The sequence below is a fragment of the Streptomyces sp. S465 genome, assembly GCF_026898115.1.
Classification (GTDB): Bacteria; Actinomycetota; Actinomycetes; order Streptomycetales; family Streptomycetaceae; genus Streptomyces; species Streptomyces luomodiensis.
On the sequence record NZ_CP114036.1, the window covers coordinates 1,993,341 to 2,011,751 of the forward strand.

Consider the following 18,411-nt stretch of genomic DNA (forward strand, 5'->3'; position numbering starts at 1 on the left):
TGTGGTACTCGTTGAGCAGGCCGCCGAGTAGCTGCCGCCGTCGGACCACGGCAGCGGGCAGGGGGATGACGCTCGGGCGGTCGTCTGGGGCTCGTAGGCCGAGGCCGCGGTGGGCCCGTCCGGTGTTGCAGTGCCCGGCGTACGTGGCCAGGACCGTACGTAGGTGTCGTTCGCCGGTGCTCAGAATTCGGCGGGCGGCCAGACCGGAGCGGCGCAGGACGCGCCGGATCGTGGCGGCGGCGACCCGATGGCCAAGTCGTCGGAGTTCGCCTTGGATTGACGTATCGCCAGGTCGGGTTCTCGCACGCCAGGCGCTGGATGAGCGCAACTGTCCCTTCCGGCAATGGTGGCCGACCGGATCTGACCGCCGTCCGGCGCCACTTCCAGCGCACCGGACGACGGTGCCAGTTCGGCAGGGTGCCCGGAGTGACCAGCCGGTGGCGGCGTAAGACGGGTGGCAGGTGCCGTGCGAGAGCGGAGAGCACGGCACGATCAGCCCAAGGTGGACTGGGCGAAGGCCGACCGGTGAGCAGGTGGAGCTCGGCCTCGGACATACTGCCCTTGAGGCCGAAGCAGCCGGTCGTTCATATCCGCCAGGTCGTAGACGCCGTCGAGGTCGACCACCAGGGTGTCGGTGAGCCCGGCCAGCTCCAGCAGCCGGGCGATGTCCGCGTTCGAGCGGGCCAGGCGGGAGACCTCCAGACCGAAGACCGCGCCGGCTTCGGCCAGACAGACCTTCGCGACCACCTCGTGAAAGCCACCGCGCTCGCTCCCGAACCGGCCCGAGACACACCAAGGCGGTGCCGACCACGATGACTTGCTCGGGCGGCCAGCCCAGAGACACCGCCAGCTCTGCGAGCGCGTACTGACGGGCTGTCGATTCCACGTGCTCTCGGAGCTGCAGCATCGTCGACTGGCGCAGGTAGATGATGGCCAGCCGGGAGCGGTGGGAGGCGGTGATCTTCGATTCTCCGTTCATGGTCGCCTCCTCTCGCCCGCAGCGATGCCTCGACCATGTTCGCCAGCACCGCCACGTCCTGGGCGCGATCCCAGCCGTCGTGCTGCGCACCGACCGGTGACCGGTCGGTGCGGGCCCGGTCTACCGGTTCGCGGCTTCGCGAGAGGCGATCCGGTTCGTGCGACCGACCGCGCGGCCCACGGCGTTGCGCACCGCGAGGCCCGGCCGGGTGCGGGGCACCATGAGCCTGGAGAGCAGGCCGACGCGTCGCTGCCGCGGGCCTACCTCACGGCGGAGCCGCGACTCGTAGGCGGTGAAGGCGCGGGCGTGATCACCGGGATGGGCGGCGAGCTCTTCTGCGAGGGCGTACGCGCCCGCCATCGCCATGCTGGACCCGTCGCCCAGCAGGGCTGTCGCCGCCGCCGCGTCCCCGAGCAGTACGACCCGTCCGCGGGACCACGAGGGCATCCGGACGGTGGTCAGGGGGTCGAAGAACGGAGCCGGGTGGTCGAGGAACGCCGCCACGAGTTCCGGTGCCCGCCACCGCACGTCGGCGTAGGCGTCGGCCACGGTCTGCTTGTGAAGGGCGATGTTCTTGCGGTCGTGGGGCGCTAGCTGTGCGGCCCGGAAGGTGAAGATCGCGAGCGGAGTGGTCCGCGAGGGGTGGAGGACCAGCATCCGGTTCGGCGCGGTCAGCATCGTCATCTCGGTCGGGTCCTCGATGGCGTCGGGTTCCAACGGGACGGTCGCGCCGTACAGGCCCAGGTCGCTCGCGAACTGCCGCTCGGGTCCGAACACCAGGCGCCGTACGGTGGAGTGTATCCCGTCGGCACCGACTACCAAGTCGAAGCGCCGTGGCGCGGACCGCCGGAAGGTGACGTCCACCCCGCCTTCATCCTGGTCGAGAGCGGTGACCGTGTCGTCGAACAAGAACTCGGCCTCGGTCTGCGCCGACCGGTGGAGCACCTCGGACAGGTCAGCTCGGGTCACCTCGACCGTCGGAGCCTTGTCCGAGGTGAGCGGGAGTTGCAGGATCCGCCTGCCGCCGGGGTCGAGCAGGGTCAGCGACCGATTGCGGGTGGCGAGCCCGCGGAGCTGCGGAAGGATGCCCATGCGCTCGGCGACCGGGATCGCGGGCCCCTTCACCACGATCGCGCTACCACCGGAGCGCAGTTGCCGGGCGTGTTCGACGACCGTCGGCCGGTATCCATTCCGGGACAGCCAGTACGCGAGTGCCGGCCCTGCGATTCCGGCACCGACTATCAGCACCTCGGGCTTCTTCATGACGATGACCTCTAGGAGTGTCGATGACCAGGTCCGCGGCGAGTGCCGGGCCGGGGTTCAGGGAACGGCGGCACGGGGCAGCGCTAATCGGGTCAAGGTACGATCAGTTTCGTACCTCAGGGGAGCACATCCTTGAGGTACGATGCAAGTCGTACCTGAAGGGGGTGCCGCGTGACCGGGAGAAACCTGGTCGGCCCGGAGGCCGATGCGCTCGATCTGGGTGCGGTATTTCGCGCCCTCGCCGACGAGCACCGTCGTTCGGTGATGACGGAGTTGGCCGCCGACCGCAGCGACAGCGAGCGGGGCTGCAACTCGTTCAATCTTCCGATCTCGAAGCAGACCCAGACCCACCACTTCCGGGTCCTGCGCGAGGCAGGTCTCATTGACGAGATCGACTACGGCAACCGCAAGGGCATCCGACTACGACGCGCGGACATCGAGAAGAGATTCCCCGGGCTGCTCACGCTCCTGGGCGCAGAGTCCCCGGGCGGTACTGCTCCTCGCTGAACACAGCTGAGCACACCGGAAGGAGTCCGAGTCGGCCCTGAGCCGCGAGCTCGACCGGATCCAGCTCGCGACCGGCTCGCAGGTAGCCGAGCACGACGCGGACACGAATGGATCGGTGTCGCTCCGACCACCGTCCCGCGCTCGTGATCGGCGCCGAGCACTTCCGCGCGCTCCACTGAGGTTTCCTCAACCTGCGCGCGGAGCAGGGCCACTTGGGGTGAGGGCGGGGTCCGGGCGTGGAGAAGCTCCTGTTAGACAGGTGCGTATCGAGTCCGAGCCGTCCTGCCAGGAACTTTCCGCATGCTTGCCTACCCGGCCGGAGTCGATCTGTCCACCTCCGCTCTGCGCTTCCTCGCCCGTGAGCTGACCGCACGTCGTCTTGCGCAAGGGACACGATGGCGCCGGCTGGCCGCCGGACGGCAGGCGCTGCTCGTGCTGGCCCATCTACGATCCGGCCATACCTACGCCCAGCTTGCCGCCGGATTCGGTGTGGGCACCACCACCGCCTACCGGAACATCGCCAAGGCCGTCGACATCCTGGCCGCTCTGCCTCCAACCCTCGCCGAGGCGGTGAGGACAGCTTCCGGCGCGCTGCTGCACCGGCTGCCCCTGCACGTCCTGCGACAGTTACGGCTGCTCGTACGCCCCGACACGGTACTGCGTTGGCACCGCGACCTCGTCGCAACGCCGCCATACCTCCTCCTGCCGGCCCAAACGCCCGGGACGACCGCGCACCGTGCGCTCGATCCGCATCCTGGTGCTGCGGCTGGCGAAGGAGAACCCCGCACCAGACGACGGTGCCAGGCCAGCAGCGTGCCTGGAGTGACCAGCCGATGGCAGCGTAATGCGGGTGGCAGGTGCCGTGCGAGAGCGGAGAGCACGGCACGAGCAGCCCATGAGAGCCGCGGCCGCTCGATCTGCCGACGCAGCACAGCGACCTCATGGCGGAGAGCGAGGATCTCGGCGTTGTTCGCGGGGGCGGACCGGCCCAGTAAGAGCAGGCAACCAAGCAGTCGGCAGAAGATCAGGTAGAGCAGTCGCAGACCCACAATCATTGATCATGCCCATACTTGGACGATCGCAGGTCAACCACCGTACGCCAATAAAAACACCCTTCAGGGACGTCCACGGCCGACACGCCGACTTCGGGAACCGCTGGTCGGAACACGCCTCTGTTGAGTCAGACCGTGGCCGGACGCCGGGCCGGCGGCACACCCCGAGCGGGCCAGCCCCGGGGGGCGGCAGGAACCTCACGAGCCATCCAACCCAGCGTCCTACAGCACGCTACGAGCGGCCAACCCGACCGCGCACCGCTATAGCCAATACGAGTCGGGAACCTCACCGAGTCACAGGTCGCCCGCCCTGACCAGTCCCGAAGGCGTGGGAGCTGTCATGAAGAGGCCTCTGCGTCCTTCAATCCGGGATAGACGTCGACGGAGTGGAGCCAGGATCATCCCGGCTCCACTCCAGGTGCGGGCACTGTAGGTCTTCAGCGATTCACCCTCGGTTCGTGGCATGTCCCATCAGGTGCGGGTCCAGCGTTGGTTGCTGCCGTTCGAGCAGGAGTAGAGCTGGACCAGGGTGCCATTGGCGGTGCCGCCTGCGACGGCGTCGAGGCAGAGGCCGGACTGGACGCCGACGATGGATCCGTCGGAGTTGAGGCGCCACTTCTGGTTGTCGCCGCCCCAGCAGCCGTAGATCTGGACCTTGGCGCCGTTGCCGGTGCCGGCGGCGTCCAGGCACTTGTCGCCGTAGACCCTGAGCTCGCCGGCGTCGGTGTACGTCCACTGCTGGTTGGTGCCGCTGTGGCAGTCCCACAGGTTGACCTGGGTGCCGTCGGTGGTGCTGGTGCCGGGCACGTCCAGGCAGCGGCCCGAACCGACACCCTTGATCTGTCCGGAATCCGCAGGGGGCGTGGTGGAGCCGCCGTTGAGTGCGCCCAGGACGGCGGTGTAGGCGGGCTTCTTGCTGCCGTTACCGTTGAACAGCAGCGGCGTCTGCTCCGATCGCCAGGAGTCGGTGTCGCGCACCCCCCAGACGGTGATGCCGAGGCAGCGCGGGACGGCCAAACAGTCGTTGGTCACGTTGGCGTAGGTCGTGGCCGGGGCGCCCTGGATGTCGAGTTCGGTGAGAGCCACGTCGACACCGAGGGCGGCGAAGCTCTGCAGGGTGGTACGGAAGTTGCTGTTGTACGGGCTGTCGTTGTTGAAGTGCGACTGGAAACCGACGCAGTCGATCGGCACGCCGCGCTGCTTGAAGTCTCGGACCATGGCGTACACGGCCTGGGTTTTGGCCCAGGTCCAGTTCTCGATGTTGTAGTCGTTGTAGCAGAGCTTGGCGGCCGGGTCGGCGGCGCGCGCGGTGCGGAAGGCGACCTCGATCCAGTCGTTGCCGGTGCGCTGCAGGTTGGAGTCGCGCCGGGCTCCCGAATTGCCGTCGGCGAACGCCTCGTTCACGACGTCCCACTGAGCGATCTTGCCCTTGTAGTGGGCCATGACGCCGTTGATGTGGTCGATCATCGCCTGGCGCAGTGTGCTGCCGCTGAGGCTCTGCATCCAGCCGGGCTGCTGGGAGTGCCAGGCCAGGGTGTGACCGCGCACCTTCTTGCCGTTCTGCACCGCCCAGTTGTAGACGCGGTCACCGGCGCTGAAGCTGAACTGGCCCCGCTGCGGTTCGGTGGCGTCGATCTTCATCTCGTTCTCGGCCGTCACCATGTTGAACTCACGGCCCGCGATCGTCGTGTACGCCGAGTCGCCCAGTCTGCCGGAGGCGATGGCGGTGCCGAAGTAGCGGCCGCTCTGTGCCGCCGCGGCGCCGAGCGTGCTCTCGGCGGCGTGTGCGGTCGGCGGCGTGACCAGTGCGGCGACCGTTGCGAGGACGCTGACGACCAGCGCCAACAGCAGGCCGCGGAACTTCCGGCGGCTAACCGGTCTGGGAAGGGCATACGAGCCCATGACTGTGCCTCCAAGTAGGAATCACGGAAGGAATGCAGGCGCAGGGGGGTGCCTCGTCCGCTCCCCCTCGGCGGACGGACACCGGAACGTGACGGGGGTGGCGCAGGCTTTGGTGCGCGGAACTGTCGTGCGGTACCGACACGGTTCGAGATCTCGAACTATGACCGGCTTCTCAAGCAGGGATGATTGAGGCATTGACGATGACTCGTCAACACTCCTCGCAGAAGAAGTTTCCGTTCCTCGTCCGAAAATTTCCGGACCCCGGCGAGCCCGACGGCGAACCCCCGTCGTCGCCGGAGGCGCTATTTGTGGACAGATCGGCGACAGGCCTTGACCAACGGGCCCCACATTCCTAGCTTGTGGCGCCAGAGCATCCGGAATTTCTTCGAAATGTTCCGTGATTGCTCCTGCCCCCGGGCACGTCCGCTCCGCGGTTCATCGGGGTCACGTCACCACCGCCCCCAAAGGAGGCCCTCTGATGTGGTTTCGCCACCCGCCCCCGGCCCGTCCAAGACGCTTACTCGCCGTCCTTGCGCCTTTGCTGCTCGTGGCCACCTTCCTCGGTGCCCAGCCCGCCGACGCGGCGACCGTAGACCCCAACGCCTCGTATGTGCTGGTCAACCGCAACAGCGGCAAGGCCCTGGACGTCTACAACATGGCGACCGGCGACGGCGCCCGCATCACCCAGTGGACCAGGAACGATCAGAACCAGCAGCAGTGGCAGTTCGTCGATTCCGGGGGCGGCTACTACCGCATCAAGTCCCGCCACTCGGGCAAGGTGCTGGACGTCTCCAACCGGTCCACCGCGAACGGTGGTTCGATCGTCCAGTGGGCCGACCTGAACGGCACCAACCAGCAGTGGCGGCTGGCCGACAGCCCGGATGGATACGTGAGGCTCATCGCGCGCCACAGCGACAAGGCCCTCGAAGTACAAGGTGCCTCCACCGCCGACAACGCGAACGTCGTCCAGTACGACGACTGGGGCGGCACCAACCAGCAGTGGCAGCTCGTCAAGGTCGGCGGCAACGACCCCGGCGCGTGCGATCTTCCATCGACCTACCGGTGGACATCAACGGGCGCGCTGGCGCAGCCCAAGCCGGGGTGGGTCTCGCTCAAGGACTTCACCGTCGTCCCCTACAACGGCAGGCAACTCGTCTACGCGACGACGCACGACACGGGGACGACATGGGGTTCGATGAACTTCGGCCTGTTCACCAACTGGTCGGAGATGGCATCGGCCGGCCAGAACACGATGTCGGCTTCCACCGTCGCGCCCACGCTCTTCTACTTCGCACCGAAGAACATCTGGGTGCTCGCCTACCAATGGGGTGGCACCGCCTTCTCCTACCGGACGTCGAGCGACCCCACCAACCCGAATGGCTGGTCGTCCCAGCAGGTGCTCTTCTCCGGAAGCATCTCCGGCTCCGGAACCGGGCCCATCGACCAGACGCTCATCGCCGACGGGACGAACATGTACCTGTTCTTCGCCGGTGACAACGGCAAGATCTACCGGGCCAGTATGCCGATCGGGAACTTCCCGGGCAGCTTCGGCACGAACTCGACAGTGGTCATGAGCGATACGACGAACAATCTGTTCGAAGCCCCGCAGGTCTACAAGCTCCAGGGCCAGAACCGCTACCTCATGATCGTCGAGGCGATCGGCTCGCAGGGCCGCTACTTCCGCTCGTTCACGGCCACCAGTCTGAACGGCTCGTGGACGCCCCAGGCCGCGACCGAGAGCAATCCCTTCGCCGGCAAGGCCAACAGTGGCGCCACCTGGACCAACGACATCAGCCATGGCGAACTGATCCGCACCAGCCCCGATCAGACCATGACCGTCGATCCCTGCCATCTGCAGTTGCTCTACCAGGGTCGCAGCCCCAACTCCGGCGGCGACTACGGCCTCCTGCCCTACCGTCCGGGTCTGCTGACTCTGCAGCGCTGACGGCGTGACACGAGTCGAGACGGTGGGGGTGAGCGGGGTCGGGGACCGGCGCGGTGGCTGATGCACCGATTCCGGTCCCCGGCCTCCTCAGTGCTGTGTGCCCGGCATCGTGGCCCAGAACGCGCACTGGTGTTCCGTCGAGTACCGGTCGTCGTCGATCAGGGCACTTCTGCCCCGGCCCGCAGCGACAGCATCAGGCCCTTGCCGCTGTGATAGCCGGGCCAGACCATCTGCCCGGCGGCCCGCCGGCCGGTCTTCGTGAAGGCGCCCCAGTACCGCGTCATCTCGTGGGCGAGGCTCTCCGCACTTGTGGCCACGACAGGGGGAATCCCAGGTCAGGTCCCTGCGGGGCGTGAGGTGGTCGCGTGGTGTGCCCCTGGGTCGAGACTGGAATCGTCGGCATCTTGCACCACTCCCGGGAGGCGATCACCATGCGCTCCTCCGCCGACCGAGGACGCGTCTACCGCCGCTGCGGCTGCCGCGATACCAACCGCCGCCAGCTCGGAACCCACTGCCCCCGACTGGCCACCGACGGTGAACACGGAAGCTGGACTATCGCCGTCGACCTCCCCTCCCCCGACCACAAGCGCACCACCGTCCGCCGCGGCGGCTTCCCCACCAAGGACACCGCCCGAACCGCGCTGCGGCGCATGCTCGAAGGTGAGGCCGACGGGTTCACCGCCGATCCCAACCAGACCGTCGCCGACTACCTCACCACCTGACTCGAAGGGAAATCGTACGTACTCAAGCCGACAACCGTGGCCCGCTACCGGGATTACGTCCCCCACGACCTCATCCCCACGCTGGGCACATTGAAGCTGGACGAGCTCGGTCACCGCCACATCGCGGGATTCGCGCACTCTCAACTCGACGCCGGCCGCGGCCGGGTCACCGTGTACCGCTGCCTGGCCACGCTCTCCAGCACCCTGGGCGACGCGGTGCGCCAGCATCGCCTCGCCCACAATCCCGCACGCCCCGCCGTCATCCCCCGCCCCGCTGCACCCGAACGCCATGTGTGGACACCCCAGGAGACGGTCCGGTTCCTGGACTACTGCCACGACGCCGACCCTCCCTCATCGCCAATCTGTGCGAGCTCCTCATCGGCACCGGCATGCGCAAGGGCGAGGCCCTCGGCCTGCACTGGGCCGACGTCCACACCGACGAACAGGTGCTCTACGTCCGCTACACCCTCTCCGCCATCAACAACTCCCGCCTGGTCATCACCCCACCCAAAACCCGCGCCAGCAAGAACTGAGTCGCCCTCTCACCACGTGTAATCAAAGCTCTCGAACAGCGCGCCACAGCCACCCGCACCCATATCAAGACCCATCAGATCTGTTCACCGATCTCGTCTTCTGCCGACCCGACGGACAACCGCTCCGGCCCCAGACCGTCCTGGACCGATTCCGCAAACGCGCCAAAAAAGCCAAGGTGCCCCGCATCACCCTGCACGATCTGCGTCACCTCGCCGCCACGCTCACCCTCACCGCAGGCGTCCCCCTCGCCATCGTCTCCAAGACTCTGCGCCACTCCACCCTCTCCACCACCGCCAACATCTACAGCCACCTCACCCAGCAAGCCGCACACGACGCCGTCAACGCCATCGACACCACCCTCACCCAAGCCGACGCCCGCAGCAGCCGCCATCCACACTGGCCCGCCTGGCTGCGACCACACCGCGACCACACCAACCAGCACCACAGCCCGCTCAGAGCGCTCTACTCCCCCGCCCTGGCACACACTTCACCCTCCGCGTCCCAGCCCCAGGGAACGCATGCGACCACCATGCGACCACCACGCCGAAACACACGGAAAGAGGCCGCCTCCGCTACCCGCGGAAACGGCCTCCGACCTGCGATGATGCTGGTCGGGACGACAGGATCTGCGACCCCTTGCCCCCCGCCGAGACGTCAGCAACCGGGCGTCAGCCGACTACGCTGAAGTCCTGACCGAAGAGGGCGCGGTGGTATGCGACTTCCGGTTTGCGCACTCCATCCCGATGTTGTTGCCGGGTGGGGTCTCCGTTGTTGCGCTGTGGGACCAACCGGTTGGTTTCCGCTCGCTCTTCGAGATGCACGACGAATGGATCGCCTTACCTCGCCAGCACCTCCCCGAAGGTGATATGGGTGATATCTGTCGCAAACTCTCTTTTGGTTCCTCCGCGCTACCCAACGTACCGAAATGCAACGTCCAGTTGATCCCCAACAGCATGACGAGGGACACTACCTGGCGGACCGAGTGGCACCCGCTTCGGCATCCTCCCGCGCAGGTCATCGGAAGCCATCTACCCATGCATTACTGGGCAGTTGACCTCAGGGTTTCGTGGTAGCGTCCTTGATCGGAGGGACAGTGCAACCTGGAAGGGAATTCGTGAACACGGAGAAGATCACCGCTCGCCGCCTCTCGCTGGAAGAGGTGACGAAGCTCAGCGTGAAGGACAGGCTGTTCATTTCCGCCGACACGGCACAACTCAAGCTTCCCGACTGCTATGTCCCTGCTTTTCTGACCAAGTCCGGTGAGGATTTCGAGGGCGGCTCGATCACGGCGAGAACCGTGTTCCAGGAAGAAGTCTCCTGCCTTCCCGACGACGAGAGTGACGCCGGAGTCTACTTGGCTGACGAGAACGGCTCGGTGACCATCGAGGTCCTCCAGTCCGCCGGTGTCGTGCTGGACCTGGCACTTTTCGTCCCTGGTGGGGACAAGGGCGCCCTCACGGCCCTTTACGCCGCGGCCCGGCAGGCCTTCGGCGCCGACACCGTACAAATCTGGCGCCAGGGCCTCAAGGAGGTTCCCGACGTGAAGGTCGACATCTTCGAGGAGCAGATTCCCCGGGGGCGCAAGGGGACCGACAACCCCAAACGTGACCGTCGCGCGTTCGACACCTACCCCACCCGTGCAGACTTCATCGAGTTCTCCGCGGGGTGGAAGCCGGTCATTGAAATTCACAGGCCGATTGTTGACGACACCCCCACCATCTGAGGCGGCGTTACTGAATTCGGCTCGTCAGGGTGATGTGGGGGTGTCCAGGGGCAGGCCAGTCGCACCTGGGTGACATACTTTCCGGCACCGACAGGAAGCCGCCTGGCCCTATACCCTCAGCGGGCGGACGCCAGCAAGGCGCCCGCCCGTCCGCATTCCTGTCAGGGGAAGCAGCCGGGCGGGCTCCGTGCATCACACGCTACCGGCCTCCGCAGGCCACCGTCCGTACTTGATCGCCTCCACCAGGGGGCACCCGCGAAACGTCACCCGATCGAGGGGGCGGCGCCACTTCATACCGTTCCTCTCCAGCTCCGCCCCGACCCATCACCCACACGGCCCGAAAGTGGGGCCAGGCGAAACCGTTCCAGTGGGGCCAACACACGCCGTCGAAAACGTGAAGCGGGCCAGGGCGTCGGCCCCTCGCCAGCAGGCGTGGTTCGCCGAGCGGTGGGCCCGAGCAGTGCGCTCCCCGGCCCGCCTTGATCCCGGGCTCGCCCTTCGTGCCCTTCTTCGCGCTGCGAAACAGCTCGTACACCGTCCGGGCCGTCACGTCCTCCTCATCTAGATCGACCTCGCGCAGAGCTGCTGCGGACCCACCAGGTTGCTGGTGCCGCTCAGGCGCTGCTGTTCGGCACGGAGCAGCGCCACCAGGATCCATGCCTCGCGGCGGGCCAGCTCATCCAGCGGATGCCGCCAGGCCGGCAGGTAAATGAGTTTGCACGGGTCCGAGTCCAAAGACCTACCCGTGCGTCGCATTGACCTTCGTAGCGACGCTGCCGAGCCTGCGGCTCAGCGTGACGCCCCAGTTCTGAGCGACCTTTCCGAGCCGTTGGTGGCCGACCACGTGCAGCTGGTGTCCATGGCGCCCTTCCTCGGTGAGGCTGTCGCCCAGCTTGTACGCCACCTCGATGGTGCGGTTGGAGCCTTCGGGCGCGAGCGTGGCGGATCCGTACCTCGGCAGGAGCGGGAAGCAGGAACCGGGATGAGCGAGGTGGAGCGCATCCGTGAGGGTCGTCTTTCCGGCGCCGTTGGCACCGATCAGCACGCCGAAACGGCCGGGCAAGTGGCTAACCATCTCCCCCTCCGTACTCGCCCGGAACCCGCTCTGTCCTTGCCGGAAACTTCATCCGTGCAGGTCACGCCGCATGCCGGTACTCGTGGAGGATGCCGCCGAGGCGATCGTGTCGACGTATGTCGAGGCGGGTTAACGTGTTGGGATCGTCGATCGGTGGGGGCAAGGGGTGCAGCGGTCTGGCGTTCGCGATGCCCTGGTGTGGTCGGTGTCCGTTGTAGAACTGCTCGAACTCGCGCAGGGTGTGGAGGAGGTGCCGCTGGTTCCAGATCAACGTCCGGTCCAGGAGCTCGCGGCGACAGGTCTGTATCCACCTTTCAGTGATCGAGTTCATCCTTGGCATCTGGATGCCGCCGAGCACGGCGTCGATCCGCGCGTCCTTGAGGACGGCATCGAAGAGTTCGGGGAACTTCCCGTCCCGGTCCCGGATCATGAACCGTGCCCGGCAGCCGAGGTCTTCGAGGCCCATGACGAGGTTTTTCGCCGCTTGCGCTACCCAGGAGGCGATCGGATGCGTCGTGGCGCCCAGGACGCGGATCCGGCGACTGCCGTGTTCGATCATCACGAGCACGTATATCCGTATCCCCGACAGGGTGACTGTTTCCATGAAGTCGCAGGCCAGAAGCGCCTCAGCCTGGGAACGCAGAAAACTGGCCCAGGTACTGGAGTTCCGCTCGGGCGCAGGATCGATGCCGGCCTCCTTCAGGATTTCCCAGACGGTGGACGCGCCCACCCTCACCCCCAGCACGAGCAACTCGCCGTGCAGGCGCCTGTACCCCCAGCTCGGGTTCTCCTTCGCCAGCCGCAGCACCAGGATGCGGATCGAGCGCACGGTGCGCGGTCGTCCCGGGCGTTTGGGCCGGCAGGAGGAGGTATGGCGGTGTGCGACGAGGTCGCGGTGCCAACGCAGCACCGTGTCGGGGCGTACGAGCAGCCGTAACTGTCGCAGGACGTGCGGTGGCAGACGGTGCAACAGCGCCGCCAGGAACGCCCGATCGCTCGGCGTGAACCGGATCTTGTCTTTGCCAAGTTGTCGTTCCAGCACGGTGATCTGGTGGCGCAGAGCGAGGATCTCCGCGTCCTTGTCCCGATCGGCCATCGGCAGCAGGCGAAGCATCGCGAACGCGTTCGACACACCCAGGTAAGCCAGTCGCAGCAGCACGACCGATCATCATGACGCGCTGACGGCAACTGCGCGAGAGCGCGAGCTCGAGCGACCGCGGCCAGATTTCGGGAAACCCGAAGGACCGCCCCCACCAGGGCGGATGAGGTTTCCGGCAAGGGCGACCACCAGCACGGACAAGGGCCAGTCTTCGACGGTCCAACTCAGTTCTCGTCATCCCAGGAGCCGAACTGCTGACGACCGATTTCCGGGCTGGCTCCGCCCGTAGCCCGGTCCTTGACCTGCAGCTTCAGCGTCAGCTTGTGCCCGCTGACCGAGGAGTGCGATCCGCCCACTCCCACGGTCGCCACCCCGAACCGGTTCATCGAGGACCACCGCGGCGCCTTCGGCGTCAAGCGGCTCTGCGAAGTCCTGGAGGTCGCCCGCTCCTGTCCAGCCGCGAGACGCCCCCTCACTCGCTCCAGCGATCTGAAAACGACCGCGCGTTCAGGGTGTCGGGGTGGTCGGGTCCCAGGACACGCGCCCGGTCAGTGGCTAGTGGCCAGACAGTGAGCTTTCTGGTCGCGCTGGCGAGGAACGCACCGTCCGGGCTGAAGGCGAGGGAACTGACGGCGCTGTTGGTGCCGGTGGTGAGGACCGCGATGCTCCTGCTGCTGACCGTGTCCCAAAGGGTGACGGTGCCATCGAGGAAACCGCCCGCTAGGACCCCGTTGTGCCCGAACGCGACGCAGGTCACGCCGGCGCTGGGTCCGGTGATGGTCGCGGACGTCTTGCGAGCTGCGATGTCCCAAAGTGTGATCCGCCCATCGCTGCGGAGGCTCGCCAGCGTCTTCCCATCGGAGCTGAAGGCCAGGGGTTGCCCTGCGGGGGAGTTTGTTTCGGTCAGGGTGGCTATCTCTGCTCCGGACGACGTGTCCCATAGCTGAAGCAGGCCGTCGTTCACCGTGTTGTTCGGGTTGCCGTTCCCACTGGCGCTGGCCAGAACCTGCCCGCAGGGGCTGAACGCCACCTGCGCGACCCAGTGTGCGTCGCCGGTGGCCAGGGTGGCCATGCTGGTGCGGGTGGCCACGTCCCACAGCCTGATGGCTGGCGCGTCATAGGTTCCCGCCAGCATTGCGTCGGTTGGGGAGAAGCACACGGAAGCGACCGACCCGTTCCACTGGGTCCCGTCGAGGTAGGGCAGGACGGTCTCTGAGCCATCCGCCACATCCCAGAGACTGATGGTCCCGTCACCGTTGCCAACGGCCAGGTCGGTTCCGTCCGGGCTGAACGCCACGGACAGGGCGGCGGAAAAGCGAGGGTTGAACGCGAGGACCTCAGCGAGGGGTTTTGCCCACGGGTTGACAACCTGGTGGGACAAGGACCTGACACACTTCTGGGTGGCCAGCTCCCATAGTCTGACCGTGCCATCCTCGCTGGCGCTGGCCAGCAGCGTGCCGGATGGATTGAAGGCCACCGAGTGCAGAGGAGCGTCACGGCTGTCGAAGAGGGTCGCCGGGGCCCCAGGAACGCAGAGACGGCTCGAACGCCGCTCGTGGCCGGGCTGCTTAGGGGTTCGGGTGGTCGTCGGGTCCGGGCTCGGCGGCCTTTGGGCGTCGACCGTCGCCTGCCACGTGACGGTCAGGTCGGTGCCGCCGCTGTCCCAGGAGTCCGGGTCAGGGGCCTGTTGGGACGAGGTCTCCGGTTCGTCCGCCGGTTCCGGTACGAACGGGACGGCGCGATTGCGGAGGTGGAGATGGTGAGTGACAGCGTTCTGTGCGAACTGCTGTGGTTCTGGACTGCCGCGTCGGCGCATGCGGTTATGGACTCTTCGCCATGTCGTCTCCAGGCTTACGGTGACGTCCGCCCCAGGGATTCCGGTTTCCAGGATGTCGATCAGCTCGCCCGTGAATTCCGGAAAGCGCGCACCCTGCAGGACGAACGATCGTCTCGTCGGCGGGGCGGAGGTCAGGACGCAGTCCCCGTAGCGGTCCTCGGTCCCCTCCTGATCGTCCCCCTCACCGCTGGAGTCCTCGGGTTCTTCCAGGGCACGGGCCAATTCCGTGCGGGTGGGGGCAGCATCGCTGGACATGCCGCCAGCTATGCCGCTGTAGCAGCAGTCCAGCACCGTGACGCGGTGTTTAGCCCGATAGCCGCTCTGCCGGATCACGTCGCGTAACTGAAGGTAGGGCAGGGTGCCGATCTGTGGATAGTCGGCGTCAGCGGCTGTCAGTGCCAGGTACAGCCGCTCGCTGCGGTCCCGGAGTCCGTGTCCGGCGAAGTACACCACCAATGTGTCCTCGGCGCCCAGCGCGGCATCCCTGACCGCTCCCAGCACCTGTTCGACCGGGGCCGTGGAGCCGATCACCGTGACGTGCTCCTCGGCGAGGCCCCAAACCGACGGATCGCGCAGCAAGCCAGCCAGGTGACGTGCTCCGGCTGCCGCCGCCGGCATCGCCTGCAGGTCAGCGTGTGCATAGTCATCGATCCCGATCAGCACCGCCCGACTCTTGCGCGGATCAGGAACCGTCACCGTCCCCCGCCCCTGCTTCGCCGTCGGTATCTCCCTCACCGTCTCCGAGACCACCCAGGAGGCGAATGAGGCGGGCTGTGTCCTCAGCAGTGCCGTCCTCGATTACCAGGCGGACGCCGTTACGCTCGATCACCATCCGGGCAGCGTGCCGCTGGCGGGGTGGGAGGGAAGCACGGAAGCTGAGGTGAGAATAAATTAGGCCGGCGGCCGAGAACCCGCTGCTCAGCGTCAGGCTGATCCAGCCCAGAAGTTCCCCGGACATCGCCCCGTCCACCGGGGCGGGACGGACACGGTCGATCGTCAGGTGGGGTCCCACGCTGCGGTCCTGGGTCAGCCAGTCCGCGAAACGACCGGTCAGCTCCGCGACCTCGTCACCGGAGTCCGACACGGACGACCCGCCACCACCTATCCGCACGCGCACCATATCGCCCCAGTTTCCCCGGAAGGCGATCTCCCCGTTACGCAACCCGCACCACTCCCGTCATCCGAACAGGACCGGACTCGCCCCCGTTCATTCACGGCAGCGATGCTAACCAGATTCAGGACCAACTGTTACAGAGCGCTGAGGGGCTTACGCAGCTTCTGAGGTTTTCGTTTCGGGGTGACGTCATGGCAGCGTCCAGGTAAGGCCGGTCTGGGCGATGAAGCCGTCGAGGAGGCCGGGCCGGTGCTGCATCTTCTTCAGCCGGGTGCGGGTGAAAGCCGCGAGGGCGTCGACGGTGCAGGCCGCAAGGTTGCCCAGTTCGTTCTTCACGTTCGCCCACACACCTTCAGCCGGGTTCAGGTCCGGCGCGTAGGCCGGCAGGCGGAAGACGGTCAGCCACTGCTCCCGGGCGGCCAGTAACTCTGCGCTTGCCGAAAATGTCGTCCGCCCTGGTAGGAGGGGATGTGCGCGGTGCGCCGGAGATCGACCGGCGAAGTCGCCAAAACAGGCGCTCTCGCGAGGCTGGCGCTCACCGCAGCAAGATGATCGACCGTGCTGCTGCGACTGGCTTACCTAGGCGTGACGAACGCGTTCGCGATGCTTCGCCTGCTGCCGATGACCGACCGGGACAAGGACGCGGAGATCGTCGCCCTGCGCCACCAGATCACCGTGCTGGAACGCCAGCTCGGCAAGGACAAGATCCGGTTCACACCCAGCGATCGAGCGTACCTGTCGGCGCTGCTGCACCGGCTGCCACTGCACGTCCTACGACAGTTACGGCTGCTCGTACGCCCCGACACGATACTGCGTTGGCACCGCACCCTCATCGCGCGCCGCCATGCCGCCTCCTGCCGGCCCAAACGCCCAGGACGACCGCACACCGTGCGCTCCATCCGCACCCTGGTACTGCGCCTGGCGAAGGAGAACCCCAGCTGGGGATACCCGACGCCTGCACGGCGAGCTGCTCGTGCTGGGGGTGAAAGTGGGCGCGTCCACCGTCTGGGAAATCTTGAAAGAGGCCGGCATCGACCCAGCACCCGAGCGGAACTCCAGTACCTGGGCCACCTTCCTTCGCGGCCAGGCTGATGCCCTGCTGGCCTGCGACTTCATGGAAACAGTCACCCTGTCGGGGATGCGGATGTACGTGCTCGTGGTGATCGAACACGGCAGTCGCCGGATCCGCATCCTGGGCGCCACCACGCATCCCACCGCCTCCTGGGTGGCGCAAGCGGCGAAGAACCTGGTCATGGACCTCGAAGACCTCGGCTGCCGGGCACGGTTCATGATCCGGGACCGGGACGGGAAGTTCCCCGACCTGTTCGATGCCGTCCTCAACGACGCGGGGATCAAAGTCGTCCTCAGCGGCATCCAGATGCCAAGGATGAACTCGATCGCTGAAAGGTGGATACAGACCTGTCGCCGCGAGCTCCTGGACCGGACCTTGATCTGGAACCAGCGACACCTCCTCCACACCCTGCGCGAGTTCGAGCAGTTCTACAACGGACACCGACCACACCAGGGCATCGCCAACGCCAGACCGCTGCACCCCTTGCCCCCGCCGATCGATGACCCGGACACGTTAGCCCGCCTCAACATACGTCGACGCGATCGCCTCGGCGGCATCCTCCACGAGTACCGGCACGCGGCGTGACCTGCACGCATGAGGTTTCCGGCAAGGGCAGTGGTACTCGTTGAGCAGTCCGCCGAGTACCTGGCGGCGCCTGACCGCGCCAGCGGTCAGGCGGATGACGTTCGGGTCGTCGTCGGGTGCTCGTAGGTCGAGGCCGCGGTGGGCTCGTCCGGCGTTGTAGTGCTCCGCATACGTGGTGAGGACGGTGCGCAGATGTCGTTCACCGGTGATGAGGAGTCGGTCGGTGCATTCGGCGCGGGCTGTGCGTATCCATCGTTCGGCGAACGCGTTGGACCGTGGGCTTCGCGGCGGCGTCGGGATGACAGCTGTACTGTTGCCCGCGAAGACGGCGTCAAACACGGCGGTGACATTGCTGTCCCGGTCACGGATGAGGAACCGGAAGCACCCCGCCCCTTCCTCGAGGTCCATGAGCAGATTGCGGGCGAGTTGGGTGACCCATGTCCCGGTGGGACGTGCGGTGACACCCAGGACATGAACGCGCCGGGTTTTGATCTCCATGACGAAGAACACGTAGAGGCGTCTGAGGAAGACGGTCTCCACGTGCATGAAATCGCAAGCAAGCAGCGTGTGGGCCTGGGCTCGCAGGAAGGAACGCCAGGTCTGCTGGCTTGCTCGCTGCGGTGCGGGCGGCAGACCGGAGCGGCGCAGAACGCGCCGGATCGTGGCGGCGGCAACCCGATGGCCAAGCCGTCGAAGCTCATCTTGGATCTGACGTATCCCCAGGTCGGGTTCTCTCTCGCCAGGCGCTGGAGGAGCGCGACTGTCTCTTCCGGCAACGGCGGACGACCGGATCCGACCGCCGTCTGGCGCCACTTCCAGCGCACCAGACGGCGGTGCCAGGTCAGCAGGGTGCCCGGCCTAACCAGCCGATGGCGGCGTAAGACGGATGGCAGGCGCCGGGCGAGAGCGGAGAGCACAGCACGATCAGCCCATGAAAGCCGCGGCCGCTCGACCTGTCGACGCAGCACAGCAACCTCATGACGAAGGACAAGGATCTCGACG

At 66.7% G+C, this 18,411-nt stretch carries 16 protein-coding genes and 5 pseudogenes; 9 read left to right on the forward strand and 12 right to left on the reverse strand.

The genetic code is table 11. The features are described from left to right. Nucleotides 1-492 precede the first annotated feature (492 nt). Nucleotides 493-747 (reverse strand): hypothetical protein, encoded by a 255-nt coding sequence (locus N6H00_RS08505; RefSeq protein ID WP_268970982.1) that lies wholly within the window; start codon nucleotides 745-747, stop codon nucleotides 493-495. Nucleotides 748-1,099: 352 nt separating this feature from the next. Beyond that, nucleotides 1,100-2,242, reverse strand: coding sequence for an FAD-dependent monooxygenase (locus N6H00_RS08510; RefSeq protein ID WP_268970983.1), 1,143 nt, complete (start codon nucleotides 2,240-2,242; stop codon nucleotides 1,100-1,102). 171 nt (nucleotides 2,243-2,413) lie between these two features. Between N6H00_RS08510 and N6H00_RS08515 the strand changes: the two genes are divergently transcribed. The 3 genes and pseudogenes from N6H00_RS08515 to N6H00_RS08525 form a co-directional block, all read left to right on the forward strand. Further along, entirely contained in the window at nucleotides 2,414-2,749 is a 336-nt protein-coding gene (locus N6H00_RS08515) for an ArsR/SmtB family transcription factor (protein WP_268970984.1), read from the forward strand. Between the two features lie 300 nt (nucleotides 2,750-3,049). After that, nucleotides 3,050-3,334, forward strand: a pseudogene (locus N6H00_RS08520) (helix-turn-helix domain-containing protein); the annotation flags it as partial. Continuing rightward, nucleotides 3,320-3,536: pseudogene (locus N6H00_RS08525) on the forward strand (integrase); the annotation flags it as partial. The pseudogenes N6H00_RS08520 and N6H00_RS08525, both read left to right, overlap by 15 nt. A 736-nt stretch (nucleotides 3,537-4,272) precedes the next feature. Here the strand turns inward: N6H00_RS08525 and N6H00_RS08530 are convergent. After that, complete coding sequence (locus N6H00_RS08530; RefSeq protein ID WP_268970985.1) at nucleotides 4,273-5,703, reverse strand: endo-1,4-beta-xylanase; 1,431 nt, start codon at nucleotides 5,701-5,703, stop codon at nucleotides 4,273-4,275. Nucleotides 5,704-6,181: 478 nt separating this feature from the next. Here N6H00_RS08530 and N6H00_RS08535 point away from each other — a divergent pair, with 478 nt between their 5' ends. Continuing rightward, complete coding sequence (locus N6H00_RS08535) at nucleotides 6,182-7,648, forward strand: non-reducing end alpha-L-arabinofuranosidase family hydrolase (protein ID WP_182470180.1); 1,467 nt, start codon at nucleotides 6,182-6,184, stop codon at nucleotides 7,646-7,648. 158 nt (nucleotides 7,649-7,806) lie between these two features. Here N6H00_RS08535 and N6H00_RS08540 read toward each other — a convergent pair whose 3' ends face one another. Then, nucleotides 7,807-7,965, reverse strand: coding sequence for a hypothetical protein (locus N6H00_RS08540; RefSeq protein WP_268970986.1), 159 nt, complete (start codon nucleotides 7,963-7,965; stop codon nucleotides 7,807-7,809). Nucleotides 7,966-8,052: 87 nt separating this feature from the next. On the opposite strand from N6H00_RS08540, the gene N6H00_RS08545 reads away from it, so the two are divergent. From N6H00_RS08545 to N6H00_RS08560, 4 genes are all read left to right on the forward strand, one after another. Then, complete coding sequence (locus N6H00_RS08545; protein ID WP_268970987.1) at nucleotides 8,053-8,370, forward strand: hypothetical protein; 318 nt, start codon at nucleotides 8,053-8,055, stop codon at nucleotides 8,368-8,370. A 389-nt stretch (nucleotides 8,371-8,759) separates the two neighbouring features. Then, entirely contained in the window at nucleotides 8,760-8,903 is a 144-nt protein-coding gene (locus N6H00_RS08550) for a hypothetical protein (protein WP_268977291.1), read from the forward strand. Between the two features lie 140 nt (nucleotides 8,904-9,043). Then, a complete protein-coding gene (locus N6H00_RS08555; protein ID WP_268976879.1) occupies nucleotides 9,044-9,589 on the forward strand; it encodes a tyrosine-type recombinase/integrase in 546 nt (181 codons plus the stop codon). Nucleotides 9,590-10,018: 429 nt separating this feature from the next. Next, nucleotides 10,019-10,627 (forward strand): hypothetical protein, encoded by a 609-nt coding sequence (locus N6H00_RS08560; protein ID WP_268970988.1) that lies wholly within the window; start codon nucleotides 10,019-10,021, stop codon nucleotides 10,625-10,627. A gap of 561 nt (nucleotides 10,628-11,188) precedes the next feature. Here N6H00_RS08560 and N6H00_RS08565 read toward each other — a convergent pair. From N6H00_RS08565 to N6H00_RS08595, 7 genes and pseudogenes are all read right to left on the reverse strand, one after another. Beyond that, nucleotides 11,189-11,362: a hypothetical protein gene (locus tag N6H00_RS08565; RefSeq protein WP_268970989.1), complete on the reverse strand. Its 174-nt coding sequence runs from the start codon at nucleotides 11,360-11,362 to the stop codon at nucleotides 11,189-11,191. A 4-nt stretch (nucleotides 11,363-11,366) separates the two neighbouring features. Continuing rightward, entirely contained in the window at nucleotides 11,367-11,702 is a 336-nt protein-coding gene (locus tag N6H00_RS08570) for a hypothetical protein (protein ID WP_268970990.1), read from the reverse strand. Between the two features lie 61 nt (nucleotides 11,703-11,763). Further along, on the reverse strand, nucleotides 11,764-12,861 hold the full coding sequence (locus N6H00_RS08575) for an integrase core domain-containing protein (RefSeq protein WP_268970991.1): 1,098 nt from the start codon (nucleotides 12,859-12,861) through the stop codon (nucleotides 11,764-11,766). Nucleotides 12,862-13,025: 164 nt separating this feature from the next. Then, nucleotides 13,026-13,187, reverse strand: coding sequence for a hypothetical protein (locus N6H00_RS08580; protein WP_268970992.1), 162 nt, complete (start codon nucleotides 13,185-13,187; stop codon nucleotides 13,026-13,028). An 86-nt stretch (nucleotides 13,188-13,273) separates the two neighbouring features. Continuing rightward, a complete protein-coding gene (locus N6H00_RS08585; protein ID WP_268970993.1) occupies nucleotides 13,274-15,301 on the reverse strand; it encodes a WD40 repeat domain-containing protein in 2,028 nt (675 codons plus the stop codon). Nucleotides 15,302-15,320: 19 nt separating this feature from the next. Beyond that, nucleotides 15,321-15,722, reverse strand: a complete 402-nt coding sequence (locus N6H00_RS08590) for an effector-associated constant component EACC1 (protein ID WP_268970994.1) — start codon at nucleotides 15,720-15,722, stop codon at nucleotides 15,321-15,323. A 219-nt stretch (nucleotides 15,723-15,941) separates the two neighbouring features. Continuing rightward, nucleotides 15,942-16,181: pseudogene (locus N6H00_RS08595) on the reverse strand (transposase); the annotation flags it as partial. 129 nt (nucleotides 16,182-16,310) lie between these two features. Between N6H00_RS08595 and N6H00_RS08600 the strand changes: the two are divergent. After that, nucleotides 16,311-17,409, forward strand: a pseudogene (locus N6H00_RS08600) (integrase core domain-containing protein). Here the strand turns inward: N6H00_RS08600 and N6H00_RS08605 are convergent. Then, nucleotides 17,338-18,326: pseudogene (locus N6H00_RS08605) on the reverse strand (integrase core domain-containing protein). The pseudogenes N6H00_RS08600 and N6H00_RS08605 sit on opposite strands and share 72 nt — an antisense overlap. Nucleotides 18,327-18,411: the final 85 nt, after the last annotated feature.

What these genes read in the sequence shown, in the direction of transcription:
- N6H00_RS08570 (WP_268970990.1), bottom strand. Translation starts at nt 11,702, where the DNA reads ATGGTTAGCCACTTGCCCGGCCGTTTCGGCGTGCTGATCGGTGCCAAC.
- N6H00_RS08530 (WP_268970985.1), bottom strand. Translation starts at nt 5,703, where the DNA reads ATGGGCTCGTATGCCCTTCCCAGACCGGTTAGCCGCCGGAAGTTCCGC.
- N6H00_RS08550 (WP_268977291.1), top strand. Translation starts at nt 8,760, where the DNA reads ATGCGCAAGGGCGAGGCCCTCGGCCTGCACTGGGCCGACGTCCACACC.
- N6H00_RS08510 (WP_268970983.1), bottom strand. Translation starts at nt 2,242, where the DNA reads ATGAAGAAGCCCGAGGTGCTGATAGTCGGTGCCGGAATCGCAGGGCCG.
- N6H00_RS08580 (WP_268970992.1), bottom strand. Translation starts at nt 13,187, where the DNA reads ATGAACCGGTTCGGGGTGGCGACCGTGGGAGTGGGCGGATCGCACTCC.
- N6H00_RS08535 (WP_182470180.1), top strand. Translation starts at nt 6,182, where the DNA reads ATGTGGTTTCGCCACCCGCCCCCGGCCCGTCCAAGACGCTTACTCGCC.